General features: G+C 67.2%; 11 protein-coding genes and 1 pseudogene. 1 reads left to right on the forward strand and 11 read right to left on the reverse strand.

Features of this window, described 5'->3' with window-relative positions; translation table 11 throughout:
- Positions 1-4 precede the first annotated feature (4 nt).
- From efeO to AC1RL8_RS14370, 5 genes are all read right to left on the reverse strand, one after another.
- On the reverse strand, positions 5-1,183 hold the full coding sequence (gene efeO, locus AC1RL8_RS14350) for an iron uptake system protein EfeO (protein WP_492684599.1): 1,179 nt from the start codon (positions 1,181-1,183) through the stop codon (positions 5-7).
- Between the two features lie 12 nt (positions 1,184-1,195).
- Positions 1,196-2,032: an iron uptake transporter permease EfeU gene (gene efeU, locus AC1RL8_RS14355; protein ID WP_099795612.1), complete on the reverse strand. Its 837-nt coding sequence runs from the start codon at positions 2,030-2,032 to the stop codon at positions 1,196-1,198.
- A 121-nt stretch (positions 2,033-2,153) separates the two neighbouring features.
- Positions 2,154-2,615, reverse strand: coding sequence for a metallophosphoesterase family protein (locus tag AC1RL8_RS14360; RefSeq protein ID WP_492684600.1), 462 nt, complete (start codon positions 2,613-2,615; stop codon positions 2,154-2,156).
- Between the two features lie 4 nt (positions 2,616-2,619).
- Positions 2,620-5,487, reverse strand: a complete 2,868-nt coding sequence (locus tag AC1RL8_RS14365; protein WP_492684601.1) for an aconitate hydratase — start codon at positions 5,485-5,487, stop codon at positions 2,620-2,622.
- A gap of 163 nt (positions 5,488-5,650) precedes the next feature.
- Positions 5,651-6,064, reverse strand: a complete 414-nt coding sequence (locus AC1RL8_RS14370; RefSeq protein ID WP_492684602.1) for a hypothetical protein — start codon at positions 6,062-6,064, stop codon at positions 5,651-5,653.
- Positions 6,065-6,196: 132 nt separating this feature from the next.
- On the opposite strand from AC1RL8_RS14370, the gene AC1RL8_RS14375 reads away from it, so the two are divergent.
- A complete protein-coding gene (locus tag AC1RL8_RS14375) occupies positions 6,197-7,051 on the forward strand; it encodes a helix-turn-helix domain-containing protein (protein ID WP_369629786.1) in 855 nt (284 codons plus the stop codon).
- Here the strand turns inward: AC1RL8_RS14375 and AC1RL8_RS14380 are convergent.
- The 6 genes and pseudogenes from AC1RL8_RS14380 to AC1RL8_RS14405 form a co-directional block, all read right to left on the reverse strand.
- Positions 6,957-9,215: an acyl-CoA dehydrogenase gene (locus AC1RL8_RS14380; protein ID WP_492684603.1), complete on the reverse strand. Its 2,259-nt coding sequence runs from the start codon at positions 9,213-9,215 to the stop codon at positions 6,957-6,959. The genes AC1RL8_RS14375 and AC1RL8_RS14380 overlap by 95 nt on opposite strands.
- Positions 9,216-9,337: 122 nt before the next feature.
- A complete protein-coding gene (locus tag AC1RL8_RS14385) occupies positions 9,338-9,928 on the reverse strand; it encodes a hypothetical protein (protein WP_492684604.1) in 591 nt (196 codons plus the stop codon).
- An 11-nt stretch (positions 9,929-9,939) separates the two neighbouring features.
- Positions 9,940-11,106 carry a DUF2827 domain-containing protein gene (locus AC1RL8_RS14390; protein ID WP_492684605.1) on the reverse strand — a complete coding sequence of 389 codons (1,167 nt, stop codon included), beginning with the start codon at positions 11,104-11,106 and terminating at the stop codon, positions 9,940-9,942.
- Positions 11,103-12,254: a DUF2827 domain-containing protein gene (locus AC1RL8_RS14395; protein WP_492684606.1), complete on the reverse strand. Its 1,152-nt coding sequence runs from the start codon at positions 12,252-12,254 to the stop codon at positions 11,103-11,105. The genes AC1RL8_RS14390 and AC1RL8_RS14395 overlap by 4 nt, the downstream gene beginning before the upstream one ends.
- Before the next feature lie 85 nt (positions 12,255-12,339).
- Complete coding sequence (locus AC1RL8_RS14400) at positions 12,340-14,379, reverse strand: YadA family autotransporter adhesin (RefSeq protein WP_493196572.1); 2,040 nt, start codon at positions 14,377-14,379, stop codon at positions 12,340-12,342.
- 468 nt (positions 14,380-14,847) lie between these two features.
- Positions 14,848-21,815, reverse strand: a pseudogene (locus tag AC1RL8_RS14405) (beta strand repeat-containing protein); the annotation flags it as partial.

The raw sequence follows: 21,815 nt of genomic DNA on the forward strand, positions 1-21,815 counted from the left end.
CAACTCATTCCAGACCGAGCGCGGCGTTCACCTTGCCCAGTTCCTCGGCCAGCGCACGCACGGGCACGGCCAGCGCCTGGCGCTGTGCGTCGTCCAGCGGCGCGGGCTGGAAGCCTTCGCCGGCGCGGTACGGCGCCAGCGCGGCGTCGAAGGCGGCAAAGCGCTCGTCCACGGCCTTCTGCTGCGCGGGCGCGGCCTTCACCAGCAGCGGCTGCAGCAGGTCGGCGATCTTCTTGGTGCCTTCGTAGCTGCCCTGCAGGTTCACCAGCTCGGCGTGGCCGTAGTGGTCTTCGCCGCCGGCCGGCAGGTTGTCGGCCACGCGGCGCAGCAGCTTCGAGGCGGCACTGGCGAGCCGCTCGGGCGGCACGCTCAGCTCGCGCAGGCGCGCCTGCAGCGTCTCGGTGTCGGCCAGCAGTTGGTCGAGGACCGGTGTCAGCGCCTTCGCGTCGCCCTGGCCGTACAGCGCGTACTCGATGCGGTGGAAGCCGCTGAAGCCCGGGTCGGCCTCGCGCTTCTCGAAGTAGTCGGCGCGGGCGTTGATGCGCGCGTCGAGGTCGGCGAACAGCTCGGCCATCGGCTCGATGCGCTTGTAGGCCTGGTGGGCCGGTGCGTAGAGCACGCGCGCCTGCGCCAGGTCGCCGGCCTTGACGGCATCGGCCAGCGCGCGCACCGCGTCGTCGAGCGTGGCAGCCTCCAGCCGCAGGAACACCTGGTACTCGGCCAGCGCGCCCACGTAGTTGACGAGCGAGGGCCGCGCTTCCTCGGCCAGCGAGGCCGCCGACGGCGTGACGTGCAGCTTGCCGCGCGGGTTGCTCAGCAGGCCGCAGGTGATGGCGAAGTCGCCCGGCGAGAGCTTGACCGTCATGGTCTGCGAGAAGCCGGGCGCGATGTTCTCGCGCTCTTCGACCACCATCACGCCGTCGAGAATTTCCCACTCGAGCGCGCGGTTCGACTGGTTGACGATGGTGAAGGTCGTGCGGCCCGCGGGCACGGTGATCTCGTTCGGATCGCAGGCGTTGCCGCGGATCGTGACGGTGACGGCATGGTCGACCGCCTTGGGCGGCGCCTTGCGCGCCTGGTTCGAGGCGTACCAGAAGGCCGCGAGTCCGGCGACGACCAGCAGCGCCGAGGCGCCCACGGCAACGCGCATGAGCGTCGATGACGAAGAAGAGGAAGAAGACATCAGGGAAAAAAATCAGCCGGCAGTCGCCGTGCGCGGCGCCGCAGCAGCCGCCGGGCGCAGGAAGAAGAACAGGGCCACGGCCAGGAAGGCCAGGTAGACGATCACCTCGCCCACCACGGGCGCGGCCTGGTAGCCCAGCAGGCCCGACAGCACGGCGCCCACGGGGCTGTCCATCGGCAGGGTTTCGCTCATGTCGAACACCACGGTCTGCAGCTGGTTCCACACGCCGGCCTCGTGCAGCTTGCGCAGCACACCGGCCAGCAGCCCGGCCGCGACCAGCAGGATGAACAGGCCCGTGAAGCGGAAGAAGCGGCGCAGGTCGAGCCGCACGCCGCCCGAGTAGATGCCCCAGCCGACCACCACCGACACGGCGATGCCCGCGAGCGCGCCCACGGGCGCTTCCCAACCGGTGCTCTGCTGGAACACGGCCAGCAGGAAGAAGACCGACTCCAGCCCCTCGCGCGCGACCGCCAGGAACACCATGCCGATCAGCGCCCAGCCCTGCCCGTCGGCATGCTGCGCCAGCGCCTTGTCGATCGACGCGTGCAGCTCGCCCTTGATGGAGCGGGCGGCCTTGCGCATCCAGAACACCATCGTGGTCAGCATGACCACGGCGATGAGCCCGACCACGCCCTCGAACAGCTCCTGCTGCTTCTGCGGAAACTCGGCCGCCAGCAGTTGCAGGCCGGCGCCGGCAAAGAGCGACAGCGCGGTGGCCAGCAGCACGCCGACCCACACCGCGGGCATCAGCACGCCGCGACCGCTTTGTTTCAGGTAACTGGCAACGATGCCGACGATCAGCGCGGCCTCGATGCCTTCGCGCAGCATGATGAGAAAGGGAATGAGCATCTCGGAACAGAAGAACGTTCTTTGAAAATGCCCCGATGTGGTGCATTTTTCATAGAACGGCCCGAGGATACCCCATCAAATAAGATTTATTCTCAATTAGGGGTATTCAACCCCGCCCCGCTCACAGGGGCAGTTCGACGATGCGCGCGCTGACGGCGTCGCCGTCGACGATCAGTTCGGCCACGGCGATAGGCAGCTTGAATCGGCGCGGGCCGGCGCTGCCCGGGTTGACGTAGAGCACGCCGCCGCGCTCCTCGACCTTGGGTTGGTGCGAATGGCCGGAGATCACGACACGCACACCGGCACCGGCGGGGTCGATGTCGATCTGAGAAAGGTCGTGGATCGCGTAGACATGCACGTCGCCGACCTTCAGGAATGCCGTCTCTGGGATGGCCCCGGCCCACGCCTCGCGGTCGTTGTTGCCGCGCACCACCGTCAGCGGCGCGATCGCGGCGAGTGCGTCGAGGATGCCGGCGTCGCCGATGTCCCCGCCGTGCACGATGAAGTCGCTGCCCTGCAAGGCCGCCACGGCCTGCGGGCGCAGCAGGCCGTGGGTGTCGGAGATGAGCCCGACGCGGATCAAGCGATCAGGCCGCCAGCAGCTGCCGCAGCACGAACGGCAGGATGCCGCCGTGCTTGTAGTAGTCGACCTCGATCGGCGTGTCGATGCGCAGGCGCACCGTCACCTCCTGGTGCGTGCCGTCGGCGCGGTGCACGACCAGCTTCACGTCCATCTGCGGCTTGAGTTCGCCGCCGATCACGACGTCGATCTTTTCCTCGCCCGTGAGGCCCAGCGTCTGCCACGAGTCGGCGCCGCGGAACTGCAGCGGCAGCACGCCCATGCCGACCAGGTTGGCGCGGTGGATGCGCTCGAAGCTGCGCGCCACCACGGCCTTGATGCCCAGCAGCTGCGTGCCCTTGGCGGCCCAGTCGCGCGACGAGCCCGTGCCGTACTCCTCGCCGCCGAACACGATGGTGGGCGTGCCCGCTGCCATGTACTTCATGGCGGCGTCGTAGATGAACATCTTTTCGCCGCCCGGCTGGAACAGCGTGACGCCGCCCTCTTCCTGCGTGCCGTTGGCGTCCGCCGGAATCATCAGGTTCTTGATGCGCACGTTGGCGAAGGTGCCGCGCACCATCACGTCGTGGTTGCCGCGGCGCGAGCCGTAGCTGTTGAAGTCGGCCTTGGGCACGCCGTGCGCCTTGAGCCAGATGCCCGCGGGCGAGCTTTCCTTGATGGAGCCAGCCGGCGAGATGTGGTCGGTGGTGATCGAGTCGCCGAACAGCGCCATGACCCGCGCGCCCTGGATGCCGGCGTCCGACGCATGCGGCTGCATCTGGAAGCCCTCGAAGAACGGCGGCTCGGCGATGTAGGTCGAGGTGGGCCAGTCGTACACCTGGCCCGTCGTGCCCTTGATGCTCGTCCAGAACTTGCCCGGATCGCTCTTGACCTTCTCGTAGTTCGCGCGGAACGACTTGGCGTTCATCGCGAAGCGCAGGTTGTCGTCGATTTCCTTCGGCGTCGGCCAGATGTCGCCCAGGTACACGTCCTTGCCGCCCTTGCCCTTGCCCACGGGCTGGGTCATGAGGTCGGTCATCACGTTACCCGCGATGGCGAAGGCCACCACCAGCGGCGGCGAGGCCAGGAAGTTGGCCTTCAGGTTCGGGTGGATGCGCGCCTCGAAGTTGCGGTTGCCCGAGAGCACGGCCGCGCCGATGAGGTCGTTCTTGGTGATGGCTTCGTTGATCTCGGGCGTGAGGTCGCCGGCGTTGCCGATGCAGGTGGTGCAGCCGTAGCCCGCGAGGTAGAAGCCCAGCTTCTCCAGGTACGGCAGCAGGCCCGCCTTCTCCAGGTATTCGGTGACGATGCGCGAGCCCGGGGCCAGCGAGGTCTTGATGTGCGGCTGCACCTTCAGGCCCGCTTCCACCGCCTTCTTGGCCAGGATGCCGGCCGCGAGCATCACGCTCGGGTTGGAGGTGTTGGTGCACGAGGTGATGGCCGCAATGAGCACGTCGCCGTTGCCGATGGTGACGTCGCCCTTGGGCGCCGACGGCGCCGTGGCGCTGGTGTGGGCCGCGGCCTTGGTCGAGCGGTTGGCCACCATCTCGATGACCGGGCGCGGCGAGCCGGGCGGCGGCGGGGGCACTTCGGTGTCGCCGCTCTGGCCTTCGCGCGTCAGCGCGTAGCGCTGCTTGAGCTTGTCGGCCGGCTGGTTGAAGCCGTTGGCGTCGTTGGGCTTGCTGTACAGCTCGGCGAACTTGGTCGACAGGTCGCCCAGGTTGATGCGGTCCTGCGGGCGCTTGGGGCCGGCCAGGCTGGGCGAGACGGTGCCCAGGTCGAGCTTGACGACCTTGGTGTAATCGATGTCACCCGGTGCGGGCATGCCGAACAGGCCCTGCGCCTTGTAGTAGGCGGCGAAGCGCTCCACTTCTTCCTTGGTGCGGCCGGTGCCTTCGAAGTAGGCCACGGTCATCTCGTCGACCGGGAAGAAGCCCATGGTGGCGCCGTACTCGGGCGCCATGTTGCCGATGGTGGCGCGGTCGGGCACGGCGATGGACGCGGCACCGGGGCCGAAGAACTCGACGAACTTGCCCACCACCTTTTCGGCGCGCAGGATCGAGGTGACGTACAGCACCAGGTCGGTGGCCGTGACGCCTTCGCGCAGCTTGCCGGTGAGCTCGAAGCCCACCACGTCGGGCGTGAGCATGTAGACCGGCTGGCCCAGCATGGCGGCCTCGGCCTCGATGCCGCCCACGCCCCAGCCGACCACGCCGATGCCGTTGATCATGGTGGTGTGGCTGTCGGTGCCCACCAGCGAGTCGGGGTAGTACACGGGCGTGTCGCTCTTGTCGGCCGGGCTCTTGTAGACGCCGCGCGCAAAGTACTCGAGGTTGACCTGGTGCACGATGCCGAAGCCCGGCGGCACGACGCCGAAGGTGTCGAAGGCCTGCATGCCCCACTTCATGAACTGGTAGCGCTCGTTGTTGCGCTGGAACTCCAGCTTCATGTTCAGGTCGAGCGCCTTGGGCGTGCCGTAGTAGTCGACCATCACCGAGTGGTCGACCACCAGGTCGACGGGCACCAGCGGCTCGATGGTCTTGGGCGACTTGTTCAGCTTGGCGGCCACGCTGCGCATGGCGGCCAGGTCGGCCAGGAGCGGCACGCCGGTGAAGTCCTGCAGCACCACGCGGGTGACGACAAAGGGAATTTCGTCGGTGCGCTCGGCGTTGGGCGCCCAGTGGGCCAGTTCCTCGACGTGCTTGGCCGACACCTTCTGGCCGTCGCAGTTGCGCAGCACCGACTCGAGCACGATGCGGATCGATACCGGCAGGCGCTCCACGGACGGGTACTGCTTGGCCAGTTCCTTCAGCGACCAGTACTTGCCGGACTTGCCCGACGCGGTCTTGAAGGTCTTGAGGGTGGACGCAAACGCGTGCGCCGGGGCTTTGGCCATGAGAAGACTCCTGTGTGTTCGTGGAAGCCTCTCAAGGATAGCGAGGTTCGATGTCAGTGGCTGTAGTCGGTCTTCCTTGTCGGGCTCTCCCGGAACTATCGTTCTCATAGCGAAAACGCCCGCCGCACGGGGTGCGGCGGGCATGGAGCGGACAGTCAGGCGTTCAGGCCATTGCCATGCGGGCGCCGCCGCGCGTGCGGCGCAGGCCGGTCCATTGCAGCTCGGCCAGCACGACCACGCACAGCGCCTGCGCCAGCACCCAGGCCGTGCCGAGCGCGGTGACCGCGAACACGCCGCTCACCAGCAGCGCCACGCAGGCCACGGCCCAGGCGAAGTTGCCGACGACCACGAGGCCGATCAGCGTGCGCGGCGGCGTGGCGCGGCTGGCCATGAAGGCGGCGGCGGCCGCATAGGCCAGCAGGAACACGCCGGTGCCCATGAGCAGCCAGGCCGGCAGACCGGTCAGGGAGGCGAGGACGTCGGTGAACGCCACCTGCAGCGCGCCGGTCGCGGCGCACGAAGCGGCATCGGCCCACATCACGTTCGACAGGAAGCGGGGGGAAGCGAAAACAGACATGTGAATCTCCTGGGTGGGTACGCTGCAGGCCAGTCCTGCTGCGTTGGGGTCGATGATTCCGCCGGGCGTGGATCGCGTCGATGACCTGGGAGGTCATGGCGCCGCGCCGCCGCCGCGCCAGAATGCGGCTCCATGAACACCCCCCGCACCCATTCGTCCAAGGCCGCCGCCGCCGGCCTTCCCGGCGCGCGCGATCCGTTCGGCACCCACCTGCGGCACTGGCGCACCCACCGCCGCCTGAGCCAGCTCGACCTGGCGCAGGAGGCCGAGGTCTCGACCCGCCACCTGAGCTACGTGGAAACCGGCCGCGCCGCGCCCAGCCGCGAGATGGTGCTGCGCCTGGCCGAGCGCCTGGACGTGCCGCTGCGCGAGCGCAACGCGCTGCTGGTGGCGGCCGGCTTCGCGCCCATGTACCGCCAGCGCTCGCTGGACGACCCCGCCATGGCCTCGGCGCGCCGCGCCATCGACCTCGTGCTGAAGGGCCACGAGCCCTTCCCCGCGCTGGCCGTGGACCGGCACTGGAACCTGGTGGCGCACAACGCGCTGGTGCCGCTGCTCATGGAAGGCTGCTCGGCCGAGCTGCTGAAACCGCCGATCAACGTGCTGCGCCTGAGCCTGCACCCCGAGGGCGTGGCGCCGCGCATCGCGAACCTGGCGCAATGGCGCACGCACCTGCTGGAACGGCTGCAGCAGCAGATCGCCGCCACCGGCGACACCGTGCTGCAGGCGCTGCACGACGAGCTGGAAGGCTACCCGCCGCCGGCCGTGAGCCACGACGCGCCGCTGCTCGACACCGCGCTGTCGGCGGTGGCCGTGCCGTTCCAGGTGGTCATGCCCAGCGGCGTGCTGAGCTTCATCAGCACCATCACCATCTTCGGCACGCCGGTGGACGTCACGCTGCAGGAACTCGCGGTGGAGTCGTTCTTTCCGGCGGACGAGCAGACGGCGGCGGCGCTGACGGCACTGGCGGCGCAGCAGGCGCGCTGAGGCCGGCGCTGCCGTCCGCGTTGCGCGCCGGCCCCTCGAAGTCGTCGACCTGGATGACCTTGTCGGCCGCCTGCAGGTAGGCCAGCGCCAGCGCGGGGTCGCTGGCCGAGCGCGCGGCCTCGTCGAGCGAGCGCGTGCGGCGCAGCACCTTGTTGAGCGCGGCCGTCTCGTCGCCCAGGCGCGCGCCGAGCGCCATCGCCTGCATCAGGTCGCGCAGGCCGCCCGGGCCGGGCTCGGCCAGATCGGGCACGAGCCGCGCGACCACGTCCGGCCGCGTGCGCAGCAGCTCGGCCAGCGCCATCAGCTGCACGTCGCGCAGCGGCGCCAGGTGCGCGGTGCGGCGCAGCACCAGCGCACCGAGCAGGCGCCGCCCCGGTGTCGGCAGGTTGGCGTACAGGTCGCGCAGGATCTTGCCGGCCTCGTCCAGCTGCAGCCGGATCGCCGCCTGCGCAAAGGGCAGCAGTTCGGGCGCCGCATCGACGCGGTAGCGCCACACGCAAGCGCTCGCCAGGTACAGGTGGGCCAGCACGTCGCCCAGCCGCGCCGACAGCAGCTCCATGCGCTTGAGCTTGCCGCCGAGCAGCCCCATGGCCAGGTCGGCGGTGAGCGCGTACTTGGCGCTCATGCGTGCGATGAGCCGCGCTTCGGCCGCCAGCGCCCCGGGCGGATCGCCGCGCACTGGCGCGCCGAACAGGCTGTGCCACAGGTTGCGCGCCACATGCCTGCCGTGCGCGATGAGCGCCCGGCCGAGCGCGGTTTCATCTTTCGCCTGCACCGCCGCCATCTCGTCGAGCACGTGCGGGTGGCAGCGCACCGCGCCTTGGCCAAACACGATGAGCGCGCGCGTGAGGATGTTCGCGCCCTCCACCGTGATCGCGATCGGCGCCTGCCGGTAGGCCACGCCGAGCAGGTTCGACGGGCCCGAGATGATCCCCTTGCCGCCGAGGATGTCCATGCCCTGGTTCACCGCGCGCCGGCCGGCCTCGGTGAGCTGCACCTTGAGGATCGCGCTGGCCACGCTGGGCCGCTCGCCCTTGTCGAGCGCGGCCGCCGTGAAGCGCCGCGCCGCATCGGTCGCGTAGAGCTGCGCCGACATCTGCGCGACCAGCCCCGCCACCGCGTGGAACTTGCCCACCGGCAGGCCGAACTGCTCGCGGATCTGGCCGTAGGCGTTGCTGACGTACAGCGCGGTCTGCTGCATGGCCGAGCCCAGCGCGGGCAGCGAGATGGCGCGGCCCGCGGCCAGGCACTCCATCAGCATGCGCCAGCCCTGCCCCACCTGCGGCTCGCCGCCGATGACCCAGTCCATCGGCACGAACACCTGCCGGCCGCGGATCGGGCCGTTCATGAAGGCGCTGTCCATCGGGCGGTGGCGTCGGCCGATCTCCATGCCCTCGTGCGGCACGGGAATCAGCGCGCAGGTGATGCCGAGTTCGCGCTGGCCTTCGGGCCGGCTCTCGTCAACGGCATGGAACGCGAGGCCGACCACGGTGGCGACCGGCGCGAGCGTGATGTAGCGCTTGTCGAAATCGACCAGGAAGCCGCGCGTGCGCCGGCCCTGGAACTCGCGCTCGACGAGCACGCCGCGGTCAGGAATGGCGGCGGCGTCGGAGCCCGCATAGGGCGAGGTCAGGCCGAAGCACGGCAGCTCGCGGCCGTCGGCCAGGCGCGGCAGGTAGTGGTCTTTCTGCGCGTCGGTGCCGTAGCGCAGCAGCAGCTCGGCCGGCCCGAGCGAGTTGGGCACCATCACCGTGACGGCCGTTGCCACGTTGACGCTCGCGATGCGCGCCACCACCGTCGCGTGCGCGTAGTGCCCGAAGCCCAGGCCGCCGAAGGCCTCGGGAATGATCATTCCGAAGAAGCGCTTCTCGCGCAGGAAGCGCCACACCTCGGGCGGCAGGTCGTGCGCCTGGTCGATGGCGTGGTCGTCGAGCATGCGGCACAGCGCGGGCACCTCGTTCGCCAGGAAGGCTTCCTCGCGCGCGCTGAGCTGGTTGGGGCCGGCGGCCGTCAGCGCATCGAAATCGGGGCGCCCGGCGAAGAGCTGGCCTTCGAACCCGACCGTGCCGGCCTCGAGCGCGGCACGCTCGGTGTCGCCCAGCGGCGGCAGGGCCTTGGAGAAAGGCTGCATCGCCCATCGGCCGATCAGGGTCGCCAGTGCCATGGGGTCTCCTTGCGCCGCACCGGAGCGCGCGGCATGCGTCCATTCTTGGACGGCACCGGCCCGCACCGGGCCGGCCAAGGGCGTTCACGCGTGTCGGAGACGGGCTCGCGCGCCCCGCAGGCTCAGCGGCGCTTGGGCGCCTGCCCGGCCGGCGCGGCGGCCGGCACGGGTGCATTCGGATCGCGCCAGCCGTACTCGACATAGCGGCGAATCACGAGGCATCCCGGCGGCGAATCGATCAGCGAGACCGACGAGGTGGGCTCCTTGTCATCGGTGTAGACCGTGTAGATCGGCAGCAGCGGCGTGCGCTTGTAGTTCTTCAGTTCCTGCTCGGCCACGCTGGCGCAGGTGAAGGGCGCGACCGAGATGCGCTCGGCCGCCACGGTGCAGGCGCCGCTGTCGTCGGGAATGGCGGTGATCGACGCGGCCACGCCCGCGTTCGGGTACTGAATGCCGACCAGCGAGAACACCGGGCCAGCGTCGGGGCGCTTGCGGTCCCAGTCGAGCAGCACGTCGTGCGCCCGGCTGCCCTGCACGGTGAGCGTGGCCAGCCGCGTGATGGCCGGCAGGCAGCGCTGCACGCCCACGCTGGCGGCAGCGCGCGTGAGCGTGTCCTGCGGCGCCGCGGGCGGGGCCAGCACGCCCTGCGCGAGCGCGCTGCCGGCCATCGCGAGCATGCAGGCTACAACGGTGGATCGGGCGAGGACGTTCATCGGTGTCGCCTTCACGCGTAGAGGCTCTCGATGGCCGCCGAGTAAAGGCGCACGTTCTCCTCGCCCTCCGGGTCGAGCTTCGCGATGAGTGCGCGGGCGCGCTCGCGGTAGGCCGGCAGGTTGGCGTCGTGCTCGGCGAATGCGCGCCGCAGCGCCTGCCCGCCCTCCTCGCAGTCGAAGCCGTGGTAGCGGTAGCCGCAGTCGCCGATCAGGTGCGAGTTGTGGATGAGCGGCCAGCCGCCGTACAGCGCCTCGTAATAGAGGTAGTTCTGCGCGTTCTCCCAGTGGTGCGCAAAGACCGCGTCGATCGCGCCCGGCAGCACCTGGTACAGCGGAAAGCGCCCCTCGAAGGTCGCCAGGCCGTGCCGCACCAGATCGAGGCTCTGAGCGAAAGCGACGAAGTTCGGCTTGTCCTTCAGGTGGAAGCTGTTGTAGACCCACATCTTCTCGATGAGGCGCGGCTGCGCGCGGTGCGCCGACTCGCAGCCCAGCATCGGGATGAAGCTGGTCTTCACCATGCAGATGTTGGGCTCGAAGATGGCCACGCGCCACTGCTTGCGCCCCGGCTCGTAGGCGAAGCGCTTGCCCTCGGCGCCGCGCGCCATCGCCTTCTCGACCACCATCGGGCTCCACAGGTGCGGCATGAGCTTGGTGGGTGCGCGGAAGGTGCTCGCGAAGTACGGCTTGCAGGAGGTTTCGTACTCGGGCAGCGTCCACACCTCGTCGTAGGGCGCGCCGCTGACCAGCATGCCGTGCGGCTTGTTGAAGGTCATGCGCTCGATGTCGATCACGTAGTCGTTGCCCACGCGCATCGAGACGATTTTTCCGCCGCGCTCGCGGAACGCCACCGACCAGTCGCGCCCGAGCTGCGCGCTCATCTCGATCATGAGGTCGAGCTCCTGCGCGGCGGTGGCCATGTCGATGATCGGCACCGGCGAGTCGGCCAGGAAGTTGGTGGCGTCGGCCGGGCCGCCGTCGCCGCCGCCGGCCACCAGCACTGTGCGTTCGACGCAGGGCGAGCGCAGCAGCAGCATCACGAGGAACAGGCAGTTCTGGTAGACGCCGTTCTCCCAGAGACTCTGCTCGCCCTTGCGGATGAAGATGGAGACGCCGACTTTCAGGCGGGTCGGTGCAGCGGCCGCGCGCGGGCCTGCGGTGGGGTTCTGCGCCTCGCTCATGCGGCCACCTTCGCGTTGCCGGCACGGAACGCCGGATCGCCGCCGACCAGGTTCAACAGCCGCTGCGCGTAGCCGTCGATGTTGGCGGGGTGCATCGGATCGATCGCGTCGAACACGCGCTGGCTGCGCGCGCGGTAGTCATCGAGTTGCGCGTCGTGGCCGCGCACGGCTGCAGCCAGCTGCTCGGCGCCGACGGCGATGTCGAAGTCGGGGTAGTAGTAGCCGGCGTCGCGCAGCCAGGGCGAGTTGTGCACCAGGGGGTAGTTGCCGTACAGCGCGTCGAGGTAGCTGTAGTTCTGGTCGTTCTGCCACTGGTGCGACACCACCGCGTCGGCGTGCTGCACCATGAAGCCCGCGAAGTCATGCCGCCCGTGGAAGGTGGCCTTGTGCTGGCGCACGATGTCCAGCGAGTTGGCCAGGTAGAGCATCGTCGGGTGGTCTTTCAGGTGCAGCGTGTTGAGCACGTGCATCGCCGCGACGTGCTCCGGGTTGGCGCGGTAGGCCCCGTCGCTGATCAGCATCGGGATGCTGCACGACTTCACGACCGAGATGTTGGGCTCGAAGATCGCCACCCGGAAACCCGGTTGCTGCGCCGTGCGCGGCTGGTAGCCGAAGCGAAAGCCCTGCGCCTGCACCTCGTCGACGCGCTGCGCCAGGAACTGCGGCGACCACAGGTACGGCACCTCGTGCACCGGGCAGCGGTGCAGCGTGCGCATCATCGGCGCAAAGGCCGTGTCCTTGGGCAGCAGCCAGATCTCGTCGCAGCGGTCGGTGGCGCCGAAGTGCCCCTTGTCGGCAAAGACGATCGGCTCGGCCAGCGCCACGAAGGGCTGCCCCACGCCGTGGAAGGCCACGCGCCCGCCGCAGGCGCGGAAGTACGACAGCCACTGCACGTCGAGCGCGCCGGCCATCTCGATGACCACGTCGAGCGCGTCGGTCAGCTCGCGGGCGCGACCCAGCGTGAGCCCCATGGCCGACAGGTCGACCTGCGGCGGCATCGCCTGCTGGTCGCCCGCGTCGATGAGCGTGACGGACTCGACGAATTCGATGCGTTGCAGCAGCCGGGCCAGGAACAGGACGTTCTGTCCCATTCCGTTTTCCCAGATGTTCTGCCCCGCGTGGGAGAGGACTGAAATACCGATGCGCATGGGCGAAGTGTGTACCAAAAAAACAATGGCTCCCGCGCGCAGGGCGCGGGAGCCACCGGACCGGGGGCGTCGGCCTAGCGGCCTTTTACTTCCACTTCCAGCCGATGCCCGCGTTGACGCCCCACTCCTTGCCGGTGGAGCTCAGGCCCGCGCCCCAGGAGATCTTGCCGTCGTCCGACAGGGCCTTGAAGGTCAGCGCCACCGCGCTGTAGCCCTTGTACGAACCCATGCCGATGCCGATCGTCTTCTCGCCCGGGTACAGCGTGGGCAGGTAGGTGCCCGACATCGCGAAGGCCATCGCCGAGCCCGAGTAGGCGATGCGCGCCACGTCGCCCACCTGCTTTTGCACCTGCTGCAGCTGGCCCAGGTTGACCGCGTCGCCCGGCAGCACGCCCGGTGCCACGTTGCTGATGCGCGTGGGACCCGAAGTCTCGGTGCCCAGCGTGATCTGGTTGTAGTTCACCGACCCGTCGGGGTTGGTGGCGTACTGCACGCTGCTGGCCTTCGCAGCCGCCGAGACCGCCTTCAGCTGCGCCACGTTGGTCGCGTCGCTGTCGGCCGAGCCGGCTGCCACGCCCGTGATCTGGCGGAACTGGTTGTTGGCCGCATCGCCCACCGACACCGCCGCCTGCGTGCTGGTCGTGGCCTTGATGGCCGCTTCCTGCTGCGCATTCGCGCTGCCCGGCACGTAGCCAGCCACGCCCGCCGCCCGCGAGGCCACCGAGTTCGCACCCAGTGCCACGCCGCCGGTCTGCTGGACCACCGCGCCGAAGCCGATGGCCGTGCCCTGCGCGATGTTCTGCGCCTTGCTCAGCGGCGTGCCGCCGGCGTCCGCACCGTCACCCAGGGCCACGCCGCCGCCGCCGGCACGGGAGTTCGCGCCGATCGCCTGCGAGCCCGTGGCCAGCGCCCCGGTGCCGATGGCGATGGCGTTGGTGCCCGTGGCCTGCGCCCCGAAGCCCACCGCCACCGCGCCGTCGGCCGTGGCCCGCGCGCCGTTGCCGGCCGCGAAGGAGTTGGCGCCGCTGGCTTCGGAACGCGGCCCGATCGCCACCGCTTCCGCACCGCTGGCCTTGGAGTCGGTGTTGGTCGAGTTGGCGTGGAAGTACTTCGTGCCCTTGTCGTTGATCGTGTTGACCGTCGTGCTCAGGCTGCTGATGCTGCTCGTGGCGGTGCTCAGGCCGGTCGATGTCGAGGTCGACAGGCTGGAGAGCCCGCTGGCCGCACCGCCCACGCTGGTGGACAGGCTGTCCAGGTTGCTGTTGGTGGTGCTCAGGCCGGTCGACAGGCTGTTGACGGTGCTGTTGGTCGTGCTCAACCCGGTGGACAGGCTGCTCACGTTGCTGTTCGTCGTGCTCAGGCCCGTCGACAGGCTGCCGACGGCGCTGTTGGTCGTGCTCAGGCCGGTCGAGAGGCTGTCGACGCTGCTGCCCACCGTGCTCAGCCCGGTCGACAGGCTGTCGATGCGGCTGGCCGAGGTGCTCAGGCCGGTGGACACCGAGCTCGACAGGCTGTTCACGCTGCTCGTGACCGTGCTCAGGCCGGACGACGTGGAGGTCGAGAGGCTGTTCAGGTTGCTGTTCGTCGTGCTCAGGCCCGACGAGAGGCTGCCGACATTGCTGTTGGTCGTGCTCAGGCCGGTGGACAGGCTGTTGATGCTGCTGTTGGCGGTGCTCAGGCCGGTCGACAGGCTGCCAATGCCGCTGTTGGCAGTGCTCAGGCCGGTCGAGGTCGAGGACGACAGGCTACCCAGGTTGCTGTTCGTCGTGCTCAGGCCCGTCGACAGGCTGAAGATGCCGCTGTAGGCGGTGCTCAGGCCGGACGAGAACGAGGTGGACAGGCTGCTGACGTTGCTGTTGGTCGTGCTCAGGCCGGTCGACAGGCTGTCGATGCTGCTCGTGGCCGTGCTCAGGCCCGACGAGGTCGAGGTCGAGAGGCTGTCGACGTTGCTGTTCGTGGTGCTGAGGCCGGTCGAGAGGCTGTCGATGTTGCTCGTGGCGGTGCTCAGGCCCGAGGACGTGGAGGTCGAGAGGCTGCTGACGTTGCTGTTGGTGGTGCTCAGGCCGGTGGACAGGCTGGAGATGCCGCTGGTGGCGGTGCTCAGGCCGGTCGACAGGCTGCTCACATTGCTGTTCGTCGTGCTCAAGCCAGTGGACAGGCTGCCCACATTGCTGTTCGTGGTGCTCAGGCCGGTGGACAGGCTGGAGATGCCGCTGGTGGCGGTGCTCAGGCCGGTCGACAGGCTGTCGATGCCGCTCGTGGCGGTGCTCAGACCCGAGGACGTGGACGTCGAGAGGCTGCTGACGTTGCTGTTCGTCGTGCTCAAGCCAGTGGACAAGCTGGAGATGCCGCTGGTCGCGGTGCTCAAACCGGTCGAGAGGCTGTCGATGTTGCTCGTGGCCGTGCTCAAGCCAGACGACGTCGACGTCGACAGGCTGCTCACGTTGCTGTTCGTCGTGCTCAAGCCGGTGGACAGGCTGGAGATGCCGCTGGTTGCGGTGCTGAGGCCGGACGACGTGGAAGTCGACAAGCTGCTCACGTTGCTGTTCGTCGTGCTCAAGCCGGTGGACAGGCTAGAGATGCCACTGGTGGCAGTGCTCAGGCCGGTCGACAGGCTGTCGATTCCGCTCGTAGCGGTGCTCAGGCCACTCGACGTGGAAGTCGACAGGCTGCTGACGTTGCTGTTGGTCGTGCTCAGTCCAGTGGACAGGCTGGAGATGCCACTGGTCGCCGTGCTCAGACCAGTCGAGAGGCTGTCGATTCCGCTCGTCGCGGTGCTCAGACCAGACGACGTGGAAGTCGAGAGGCTGCTGACGTTGCTGTTGGTGGTGCTCAGCCCCGTCGACAAGCTGTCGATGCCGCTGGTAGCGGTGCTGAGACCGGACGACGTCGACGTCGACAGGCTGCTGACATTGCTGTTCGTCGTGCTCAAGCCCGTGGACAGGCTCGAGATGCCACTGGTCGCCGTGCTCAAGCCGGTCGACAGGCTGTCGATTCCGCTCGTAGCGGTGCTCAGGCCACTCGACGTGGAAGTCGACAGGCTGCTGACGTTGCTGTTCGTCGTGCTCAAGCCGGTGGACAAGCTGGAGATGCCGCTCGTGGCGGTGCTCAGGCCCGTCGACAGGCTGGAAATGCCGCTCGACGTGGAAGTCGACAAGCTGCCCACGGTGCTGTTCGTGGTGCTCAGACCGGTGGACAGGCTCGAGATACCGCTGGTGGCGGTGCTCAGACCGGTCGACAGGCTGTCGATTCCGCTCGTAGCGGTGCTCAGGCCAGACGACGTCGAGGTCGACAGGCTGCTGACGTTGCTGTTGGTCGTGCTCAAGCCGGTGGACAGGCTGGAGATGCCGCTGGTTGCGGTGCTCAGACCCGTCGACAAGCTATCGATTCCGCTCGTGGCCGTGCTCAGGCCAGACGACGTAGACGTCGAGAGGCTGCTCACGTTGCTGTTCGTCGTGCTCAAGCCGGTGGACAGGCTGGAGATGCCACTGGTCGCCGTGCTCAAACCAGTCGAGAGGCTGTCGATGCCGCTCGTGGCGGTGCTCAGACCGGACGACGTAGACGTCGACAAACTGCTCACGTTGCTGTTGGTCGTGCTCAAGCCAGTGGACAAGCTGGAGATACCGCTGGTGGCGGTGCTCAGGCCGGTCGACAGGCTGGAGATGCCGCTCGACGTCGAAGTCGACAAGCTACCGACGTTGCTGTTCGTGGTGCTCAGGCCCGTGGACAAGCTGGAGATACCGCTGGTGGCGGTACTCAGCCCCGTCGACAAGCTGTCGATGCCGCTGGTAGCGGTGCTGAGACCGGACGACGTCGACGTCGACAGGCTGCTGACATTGCTGTTCGTCGTGCTCAAGCCGGTGGACAGACTCGAGATGCCACTGGTCGCCGTGCTCAAGCCGGTCGAGAGACTGTCGATGCCGCTCGTCGCTGTGCTCAGACCCGACGATGTCGAAGTCGACAGGCTGCTCACGTTGCTATTGGTGGTGCTCAATCCCGTTGACAGACTCGAGATACCGCTGGTTGCGGTGCTCAGGCCCGTCGACAGGCTGTCGATGCCGCTCGCGGCCGTACTCAGGCCACTCGACGTCGAGGTCGACAGGCTGCTGACATTGCTGTTCGTCGTGCTCAGGCCCGTGGACAGGCTGGAGATACCGCTGGTCGCAGTGCTGAGGCCGGACGACGTCGACGTCGAGAGGCTGCTGATGTTGCTGTTCGTGGTGCTCAGGCCGGTCGACAGGCTGGAGATGCCACTGGTCACTGTGCTGAGACCCGTCGACAGGCTCGAGATACCGCTGGTCGCCGTGCTCAAGCCCGACGACGTCGAAGTCGAGAGGCTGTCCAGGTTGCTGTTCGTGGTGCTCAGTCCCGTGGACAGGCTGGAGATGCCACTGGTCGCCGAGCTCAAGCCGGTCGAGAGGCTGTCGATGCCGCTCGTGGCCGTGCTCAGTCCCGACGACGTTGAAGTCGACAGGCTGCTCACGTTGCTGTTCGTCGTGCTCAGGCCGGTGGACAGGCTCGAGATCCCACTGGTCGCCGTGCTCAGGCCAGACGACGTAGACGTCGAGAGGCTGCTGACGTTGCTGTTCGTAGTGCTCAGGCCCGTCGACAGGCTCGAGATGCCGCTCGTAGCCGTGCTCAGGCCACTCGACGTCGAAGTCGACAAGCTGCTGACGTTGCTGTTCGTCGTGCTCAGGCCGGTGGACAGACTCGAGATGCCACTCGTGGCCGTGCTCAGGCCGCTCGACGTCGAAGTCGACAAGCTGCTCACGTTGCTGTTCGTCGTGCTCAAGCCCGTCGACAGGCTGTCGATGCTGCTCGTCGCAGTGCTCAGGCCGGACGACGTCGAGGTCGACAGGCTGCTGACGTTGCTGTTGGTCGTGCTCAGGCCAGTGGACAGGCTGGAGATGCCGCTGGTGGCAGTGCTCAGGCCGCTCGACGTCGAAGTCGACAGGCTGCTCACGTTGCTGTTCGTGGTACTCAGCCCGGTCGACAGGCTGTCGATACTGCTCGTCGCAGTGCTCAGGCCAGACGACGTCGAGGTCGACAAGCTGCTCACGTTGCTGTTCGTCGTGCTCAAGCCCGTGGACAGGCTCGAGATGCCGCTGGTCGCCGTGCTCAAACCACTCGACGTCGAGGTCGAAAGGCTGTCCAGGTTGCTGTTCGTGGTGCTGAGGCCGCTCGACGTGGACGTCGACAGGCTGTCGATACGGCTGTTGGCTGTGCTCAGACCCGACGATGTCGAAGTCGACAGGCTGCCCACATTGCTGTTCGTGGTGCTCAGGCCTGTAGACAGGCTGGAGATGCCGCTCGTGGCGGTGCTGAGGCCGGACGACGTGGACGTCGACAGGCTGCTGACGTTGCTGTTCGTGGTGCTCAGGCCGGTGGACAGACTGGAGATACCGCTGGTTGCGGTGCTCAAACCGGTCGACAAACTATCGATGCGGCTCGTAGCCGTGCTCAAACCCGAGGACGTCGAGGTCGACAAGCTGCCGACATTGCTGTTCGTCGTGCTCAGGCCAGTGGACAGGCTGGAAATGCCACTGGTCGCCGTGCTGAGCCCCGTCGACAGGCTATCGATGCCACTCGCGGCCGTGCTCAGCCCGGTCGACGTGGATGTCGACAGGCTGCTCACGTTGCTGTTCGTGGTGCTCAGGCCAGTCGACAGACTGGAGATACCGCTGGTTGCCGTGCTCAAGCCGGTCGAGAGGCTATTGATGCTGCTCGTGGCCGTGCTCAGGCCCGACGACGTAGACGTCGACAAGCTGCTCACGTTGCTGTTGGTCGTGCTCAGGCCAGTCGACAGGCTGTCGATGCTGCTCGTCGCCGTGCTCAAGCCGGACGACGTGGAGGTCGACAGGCTGCTCACATTGCTGTTCGTGGTGCTCAGGCCCGTAGACAGGCTCGAGATACCGCTGGTGGCCGTGCTCAAGCCACTCGACGTGGACGTCGACAGGCTGTCCAGGCTGCTGTTCGTGGAGCTGAGGCCAGTGGACAAGCTGGAGATACCGCTGGTCGCAGTACTCAAACCAGACGACGTCGAGGTCGAAAGGCTGCCAATGCTGCTCGTCGCCGTGCTCAAGCCAGACGACGTCGAAGTCGACAGGCTCGAAATACCACTGGTTGCCGTGCTCAAGCCGCTCGAGGTGGATGTCGACAAGCTGTCCAGGTTGCTATTGGTGGTGCTCAGGCCGGTGGACAGGCTGGCGATGCCGCTGGTCGCCGTGCTCAGCCCTGACGACGTGGACGTCGACAGGCTGCTCACATTGCTGTTGGTCGTGCTCAGACCGGTCGACAGGCTGTTGATGCCACTGGTGGCAGTGCTCAAACCCGACGACGTCGAAGTCGAAAGACTGTCGATGCTGCTCGTGGCCGTGCTCAGGCCAGACGACGTCGAGGTCGACAGGCTGGAGATGCCACTGGTCGCCGTACTCAGCCCCGACGACGTCGAGGTCGACAAGCTGCTGACGTTGCTGTTCGTCGTGCTCAGCCCCGTGGACAGGCTCGAGATACCGCTGGTGGCCGTGCTCAGACCCGACGATGTGGACGTGGAGAGGCTGTCGATGCTGCTCGTCGCGGTGCTCAGGCCAGACGACGTCGAGGTCGACAGGCTGGAGATACCACTGGTCGCCGTGCTCAGCCCCGACGACGTCGAGGTCGACAAGCTGCTGACGTTGCTGTTGGTCGTGCTCAAGCCAGTGGACAGGCTGGAGATGCCGCTGGTGGCAGTGCTCAGACCCGACGAGGTCGAAGTCGAAAGACTGTCGATGCTGCTCGTCGCCGTGCTCAAGCCAGACGACGTCGACGTCGACAGGCTGCTGACGTTGCTGTTCGTCGTGCTCAGGCCGGTAGACAGGCTATCGATGCCACTGGTCGCCGTACTCAAGCCCGACGACGTGGACGTCGACAGGCTGTCGATACGGCTGTTCGTCGTGCTCAAGCCAGACGAAGTCGAGGTCGACAAGCTGCCGACGTTGCTGTTCGTGGTGCTCAGACCCGTGGACAGGCTGGAGATACCGCTGGTGGCCGTGCTCAAGCCGCTCGACGTGGACGTCGACAAGCTGTCCAGGTTGCTGTTGGTGGTGCTCAGGCCGGTGGACAGGCTCGAGAAGCCACTGGTCGCCGTGCTCAAGCCCGTCGACAGGCTGTCGATGCTGCTCGTGGCCGTGCTCAGGCCGGACGATGTAGACGTCGACAAGCTGCTAATGCTGCTGTTCGCCGTGCTCAAACCCGACGACGTGGAGGTCGAGAGGCTGCCGACGTTGCTGTTCGTCGTGCTCAACCCAGTGGACAGGCTGGAGATGCCGCTGGTGGCGGTGCTCAGACCCGACGAGGTCGAGGTCGAGAGGCTGCTGACGTTGCTGTTCGTCGTGCTCAGGCCGGTCGACAGGCTGGAGATACCACTGGTCGCAGTGCTCAAACCAGAGGACGTAGACGTCGAAAGGCTGTCGATGTTGCTCGTCGCCGTGCTCAGGCCGGACGACGTCGAGGTCGACAGGCTGCTCACATTGCTGTTTGTCGTGCTCAAGCCAGTCGACAGGCTGGAGATACCGCTGGTGGCAGTGCTCAAACCAGACGACGTGGACGTCGATAGGCTGTCGATGTTGCTCGTCGCCGTGCTCAGGCCGCTCGACGTGGAGGTCGACAGGCTGCTGACGTTGCTGTTGGTCGTGCTCAAGCCAGTGGACAGGCTAGAGATGCCGCTGGTCGCAGTGCTCAGACCCGAGGACGTAGACGTCGAGAGGCTGTCGATGCTGCTCGTCGCAGTGCTCAGGCCGCTCGACGTGGATGTCGAAAGGCTATCGATACGGCTGTTGGTCGTGCTCAGGCCCGACGACGTCGAAGTCGACAGGCTCGAAATTCCACTGGTTGCAGTGCTCAGACCGCTCGACGTGGAGGTCGAAAGGCTGTCCAGGTTGCTGTTCGTGGAGCTGAGGCCGGTAGACAGGCTGGAGATGCCACTGGTCGCGGTGCTCAAACCAGAGGACGTCGAGGTCGACAGGCTGCTCACGTTGCTGTTCGTCGTGCTCAGGCCCGTGGACAGGCTGGAGATACCGCTGGTGGCAGTGCTCAAACCAGACGACGTCGAAGTCGACAGGCTGGAGATACCGCTGGTAGCGGTGCTCAAACCGGACGACGTCGACGTCGAAAGACTGTCGATGCTGCTCGTGGCCGTGCTCAGACCGGACGAGGTCGAGGTCGACAAGCTGCTGACGTTGCTGTTCGTAGTGCTCAGGCCAGTGGACAGGCTGGAGATGCCACTGGTCGCCGTGCTGAGCCCCGACGACGTCGAGGTCGACAAGCTGCTGACATTGCTGTTCGTGGTACTCAGGCCGGTAGACAGGCTGGAGATCCCGCTGGTGGCGGTGCTCAGACCCGATGACGTCGACGTCGAAAGGCTATCAATGCTGCTCGTGGCCGTGCTCAAGCCCGACGACGTGGACGTCGACAGGCTGCTGACGTTGCTGTTCGTGGTGCTCAGACCGGTCGACAGGCTGGAGATCCCACTGGTCGCCGTGCTCAAACCCGACGACGTCGAAGTCGAAAGGCTATCGATGCTGCTCGTAGCCGTGCTCAAACCAGACGACGTCGAGGTCGACAGGCTGCTCACGTTGCTGTTCGTCGTGCTCAGGCCCGTGGACAGGCTGGAGATACCGCTGGTTGCGGTGCTCAGCCCCGACGACGTCGAAGTCGAAAGGCTGTCAATGCTGCTCGTGGCTGTGCTCAATCCCGACGACGTGGACGTCGACAGGCTGCTCACATTGCTGTTGGTCGTGCTCAGACCGGTCGACAGGCTGGAGATCCCACTGGTCGCCGTGCTCAGACCCGACGATGTCGAAGTCGACAGGCTGCCCACGTTGCTGTTCGTCGTGCTCAGGCCCGTGGACAGGCTGGAGATGCCGCTGGTCGCCGTGCTCAAGCCACTCGACGTCGAGGTCGAAAGGCTGTCCAGGTTGCTGTTCGTGGTGCTGAGGCCGCTCGACGTGGACGTCGACAGGCTGTCGATACGGCTGTTGGCTGTGCTCAGACCCGACGATGTCGAAGTCGACAGGCTGCCCACGTTGCTGTTCGTGGTGCTCAGGCCTGTAGACAGGCTGGAGATGCCGCTCGTGGCGGTGCTGAGGCCAGACGACGTGGAAGTCGACAGGCTGCTGACATTGCTGTTTGTCGAGCTCAGGCTCGTGGACAGGCTAGAGATCCCGCTGGTCGCCGTGCTCAGGCCACTCGACGTAGAAGTCGACAGGCTGCTCACGTTGCTGTTGGTCGTGCTCAGGCCCGTCGACAAGCTCGAGATGCCGCTGGTCGCGGTGCTCAGACCGCTCGAAGTCGACGTCGACAAGCTGCTCACGTTGCTGTTCGTGGTGCTCAGCCCGGTCGACAGGCTCTCGATGCCACTCGTCGCCGTGCTCAGACCCGAGGATGTGGAGGTCGACAGGCTGTCGATGCCACTCGTGGCTGTGCTCAAGCCGCTCGAAGTGGAGGTCGACAGGCTGCTGACATTGCTGTTTGTCGAGCTCAGGCTCGTGGACAGGCTAGAGATCCCGCTGGTCGCCGTGCTCA

The organism is Variovorax sp. GW822-FHT04E09 (assembly GCF_058800845.1).

Coding starts and splice junctions, on each gene's coding strand:
- efeO (WP_492684599.1), bottom strand. CDS start 1,183: ATGTCTTCTTCCTCTTCTTCGTCATCGACGCTCATGCGCGTTGCCGTG.
- efeU (WP_099795612.1), bottom strand. CDS start 2,032: ATGCTCATTCCCTTTCTCATCATGCTGCGCGAAGGCATCGAGGCCGCG.
- AC1RL8_RS14365 (WP_492684601.1), bottom strand. CDS start 5,487: ATGGCCAAAGCCCCGGCGCACGCGTTTGCGTCCACCCTCAAGACCTTC.
- AC1RL8_RS14370 (WP_492684602.1), bottom strand. CDS start 6,064: ATGTCTGTTTTCGCTTCCCCCCGCTTCCTGTCGAACGTGATGTGGGCC.
- AC1RL8_RS14375 (WP_369629786.1), top strand. CDS start 6,197: ATGAACACCCCCCGCACCCATTCGTCCAAGGCCGCCGCCGCCGGCCTT.
- AC1RL8_RS14380 (WP_492684603.1), bottom strand. CDS start 9,215: ATGGCACTGGCGACCCTGATCGGCCGATGGGCGATGCAGCCTTTCTCC.
- AC1RL8_RS14385 (WP_492684604.1), bottom strand. CDS start 9,928: ATGAACGTCCTCGCCCGATCCACCGTTGTAGCCTGCATGCTCGCGATG.
- AC1RL8_RS14390 (WP_492684605.1), bottom strand. CDS start 11,106: ATGAGCGAGGCGCAGAACCCCACCGCAGGCCCGCGCGCGGCCGCTGCA.
- AC1RL8_RS14395 (WP_492684606.1), bottom strand. CDS start 12,254: ATGCGCATCGGTATTTCAGTCCTCTCCCACGCGGGGCAGAACATCTGG.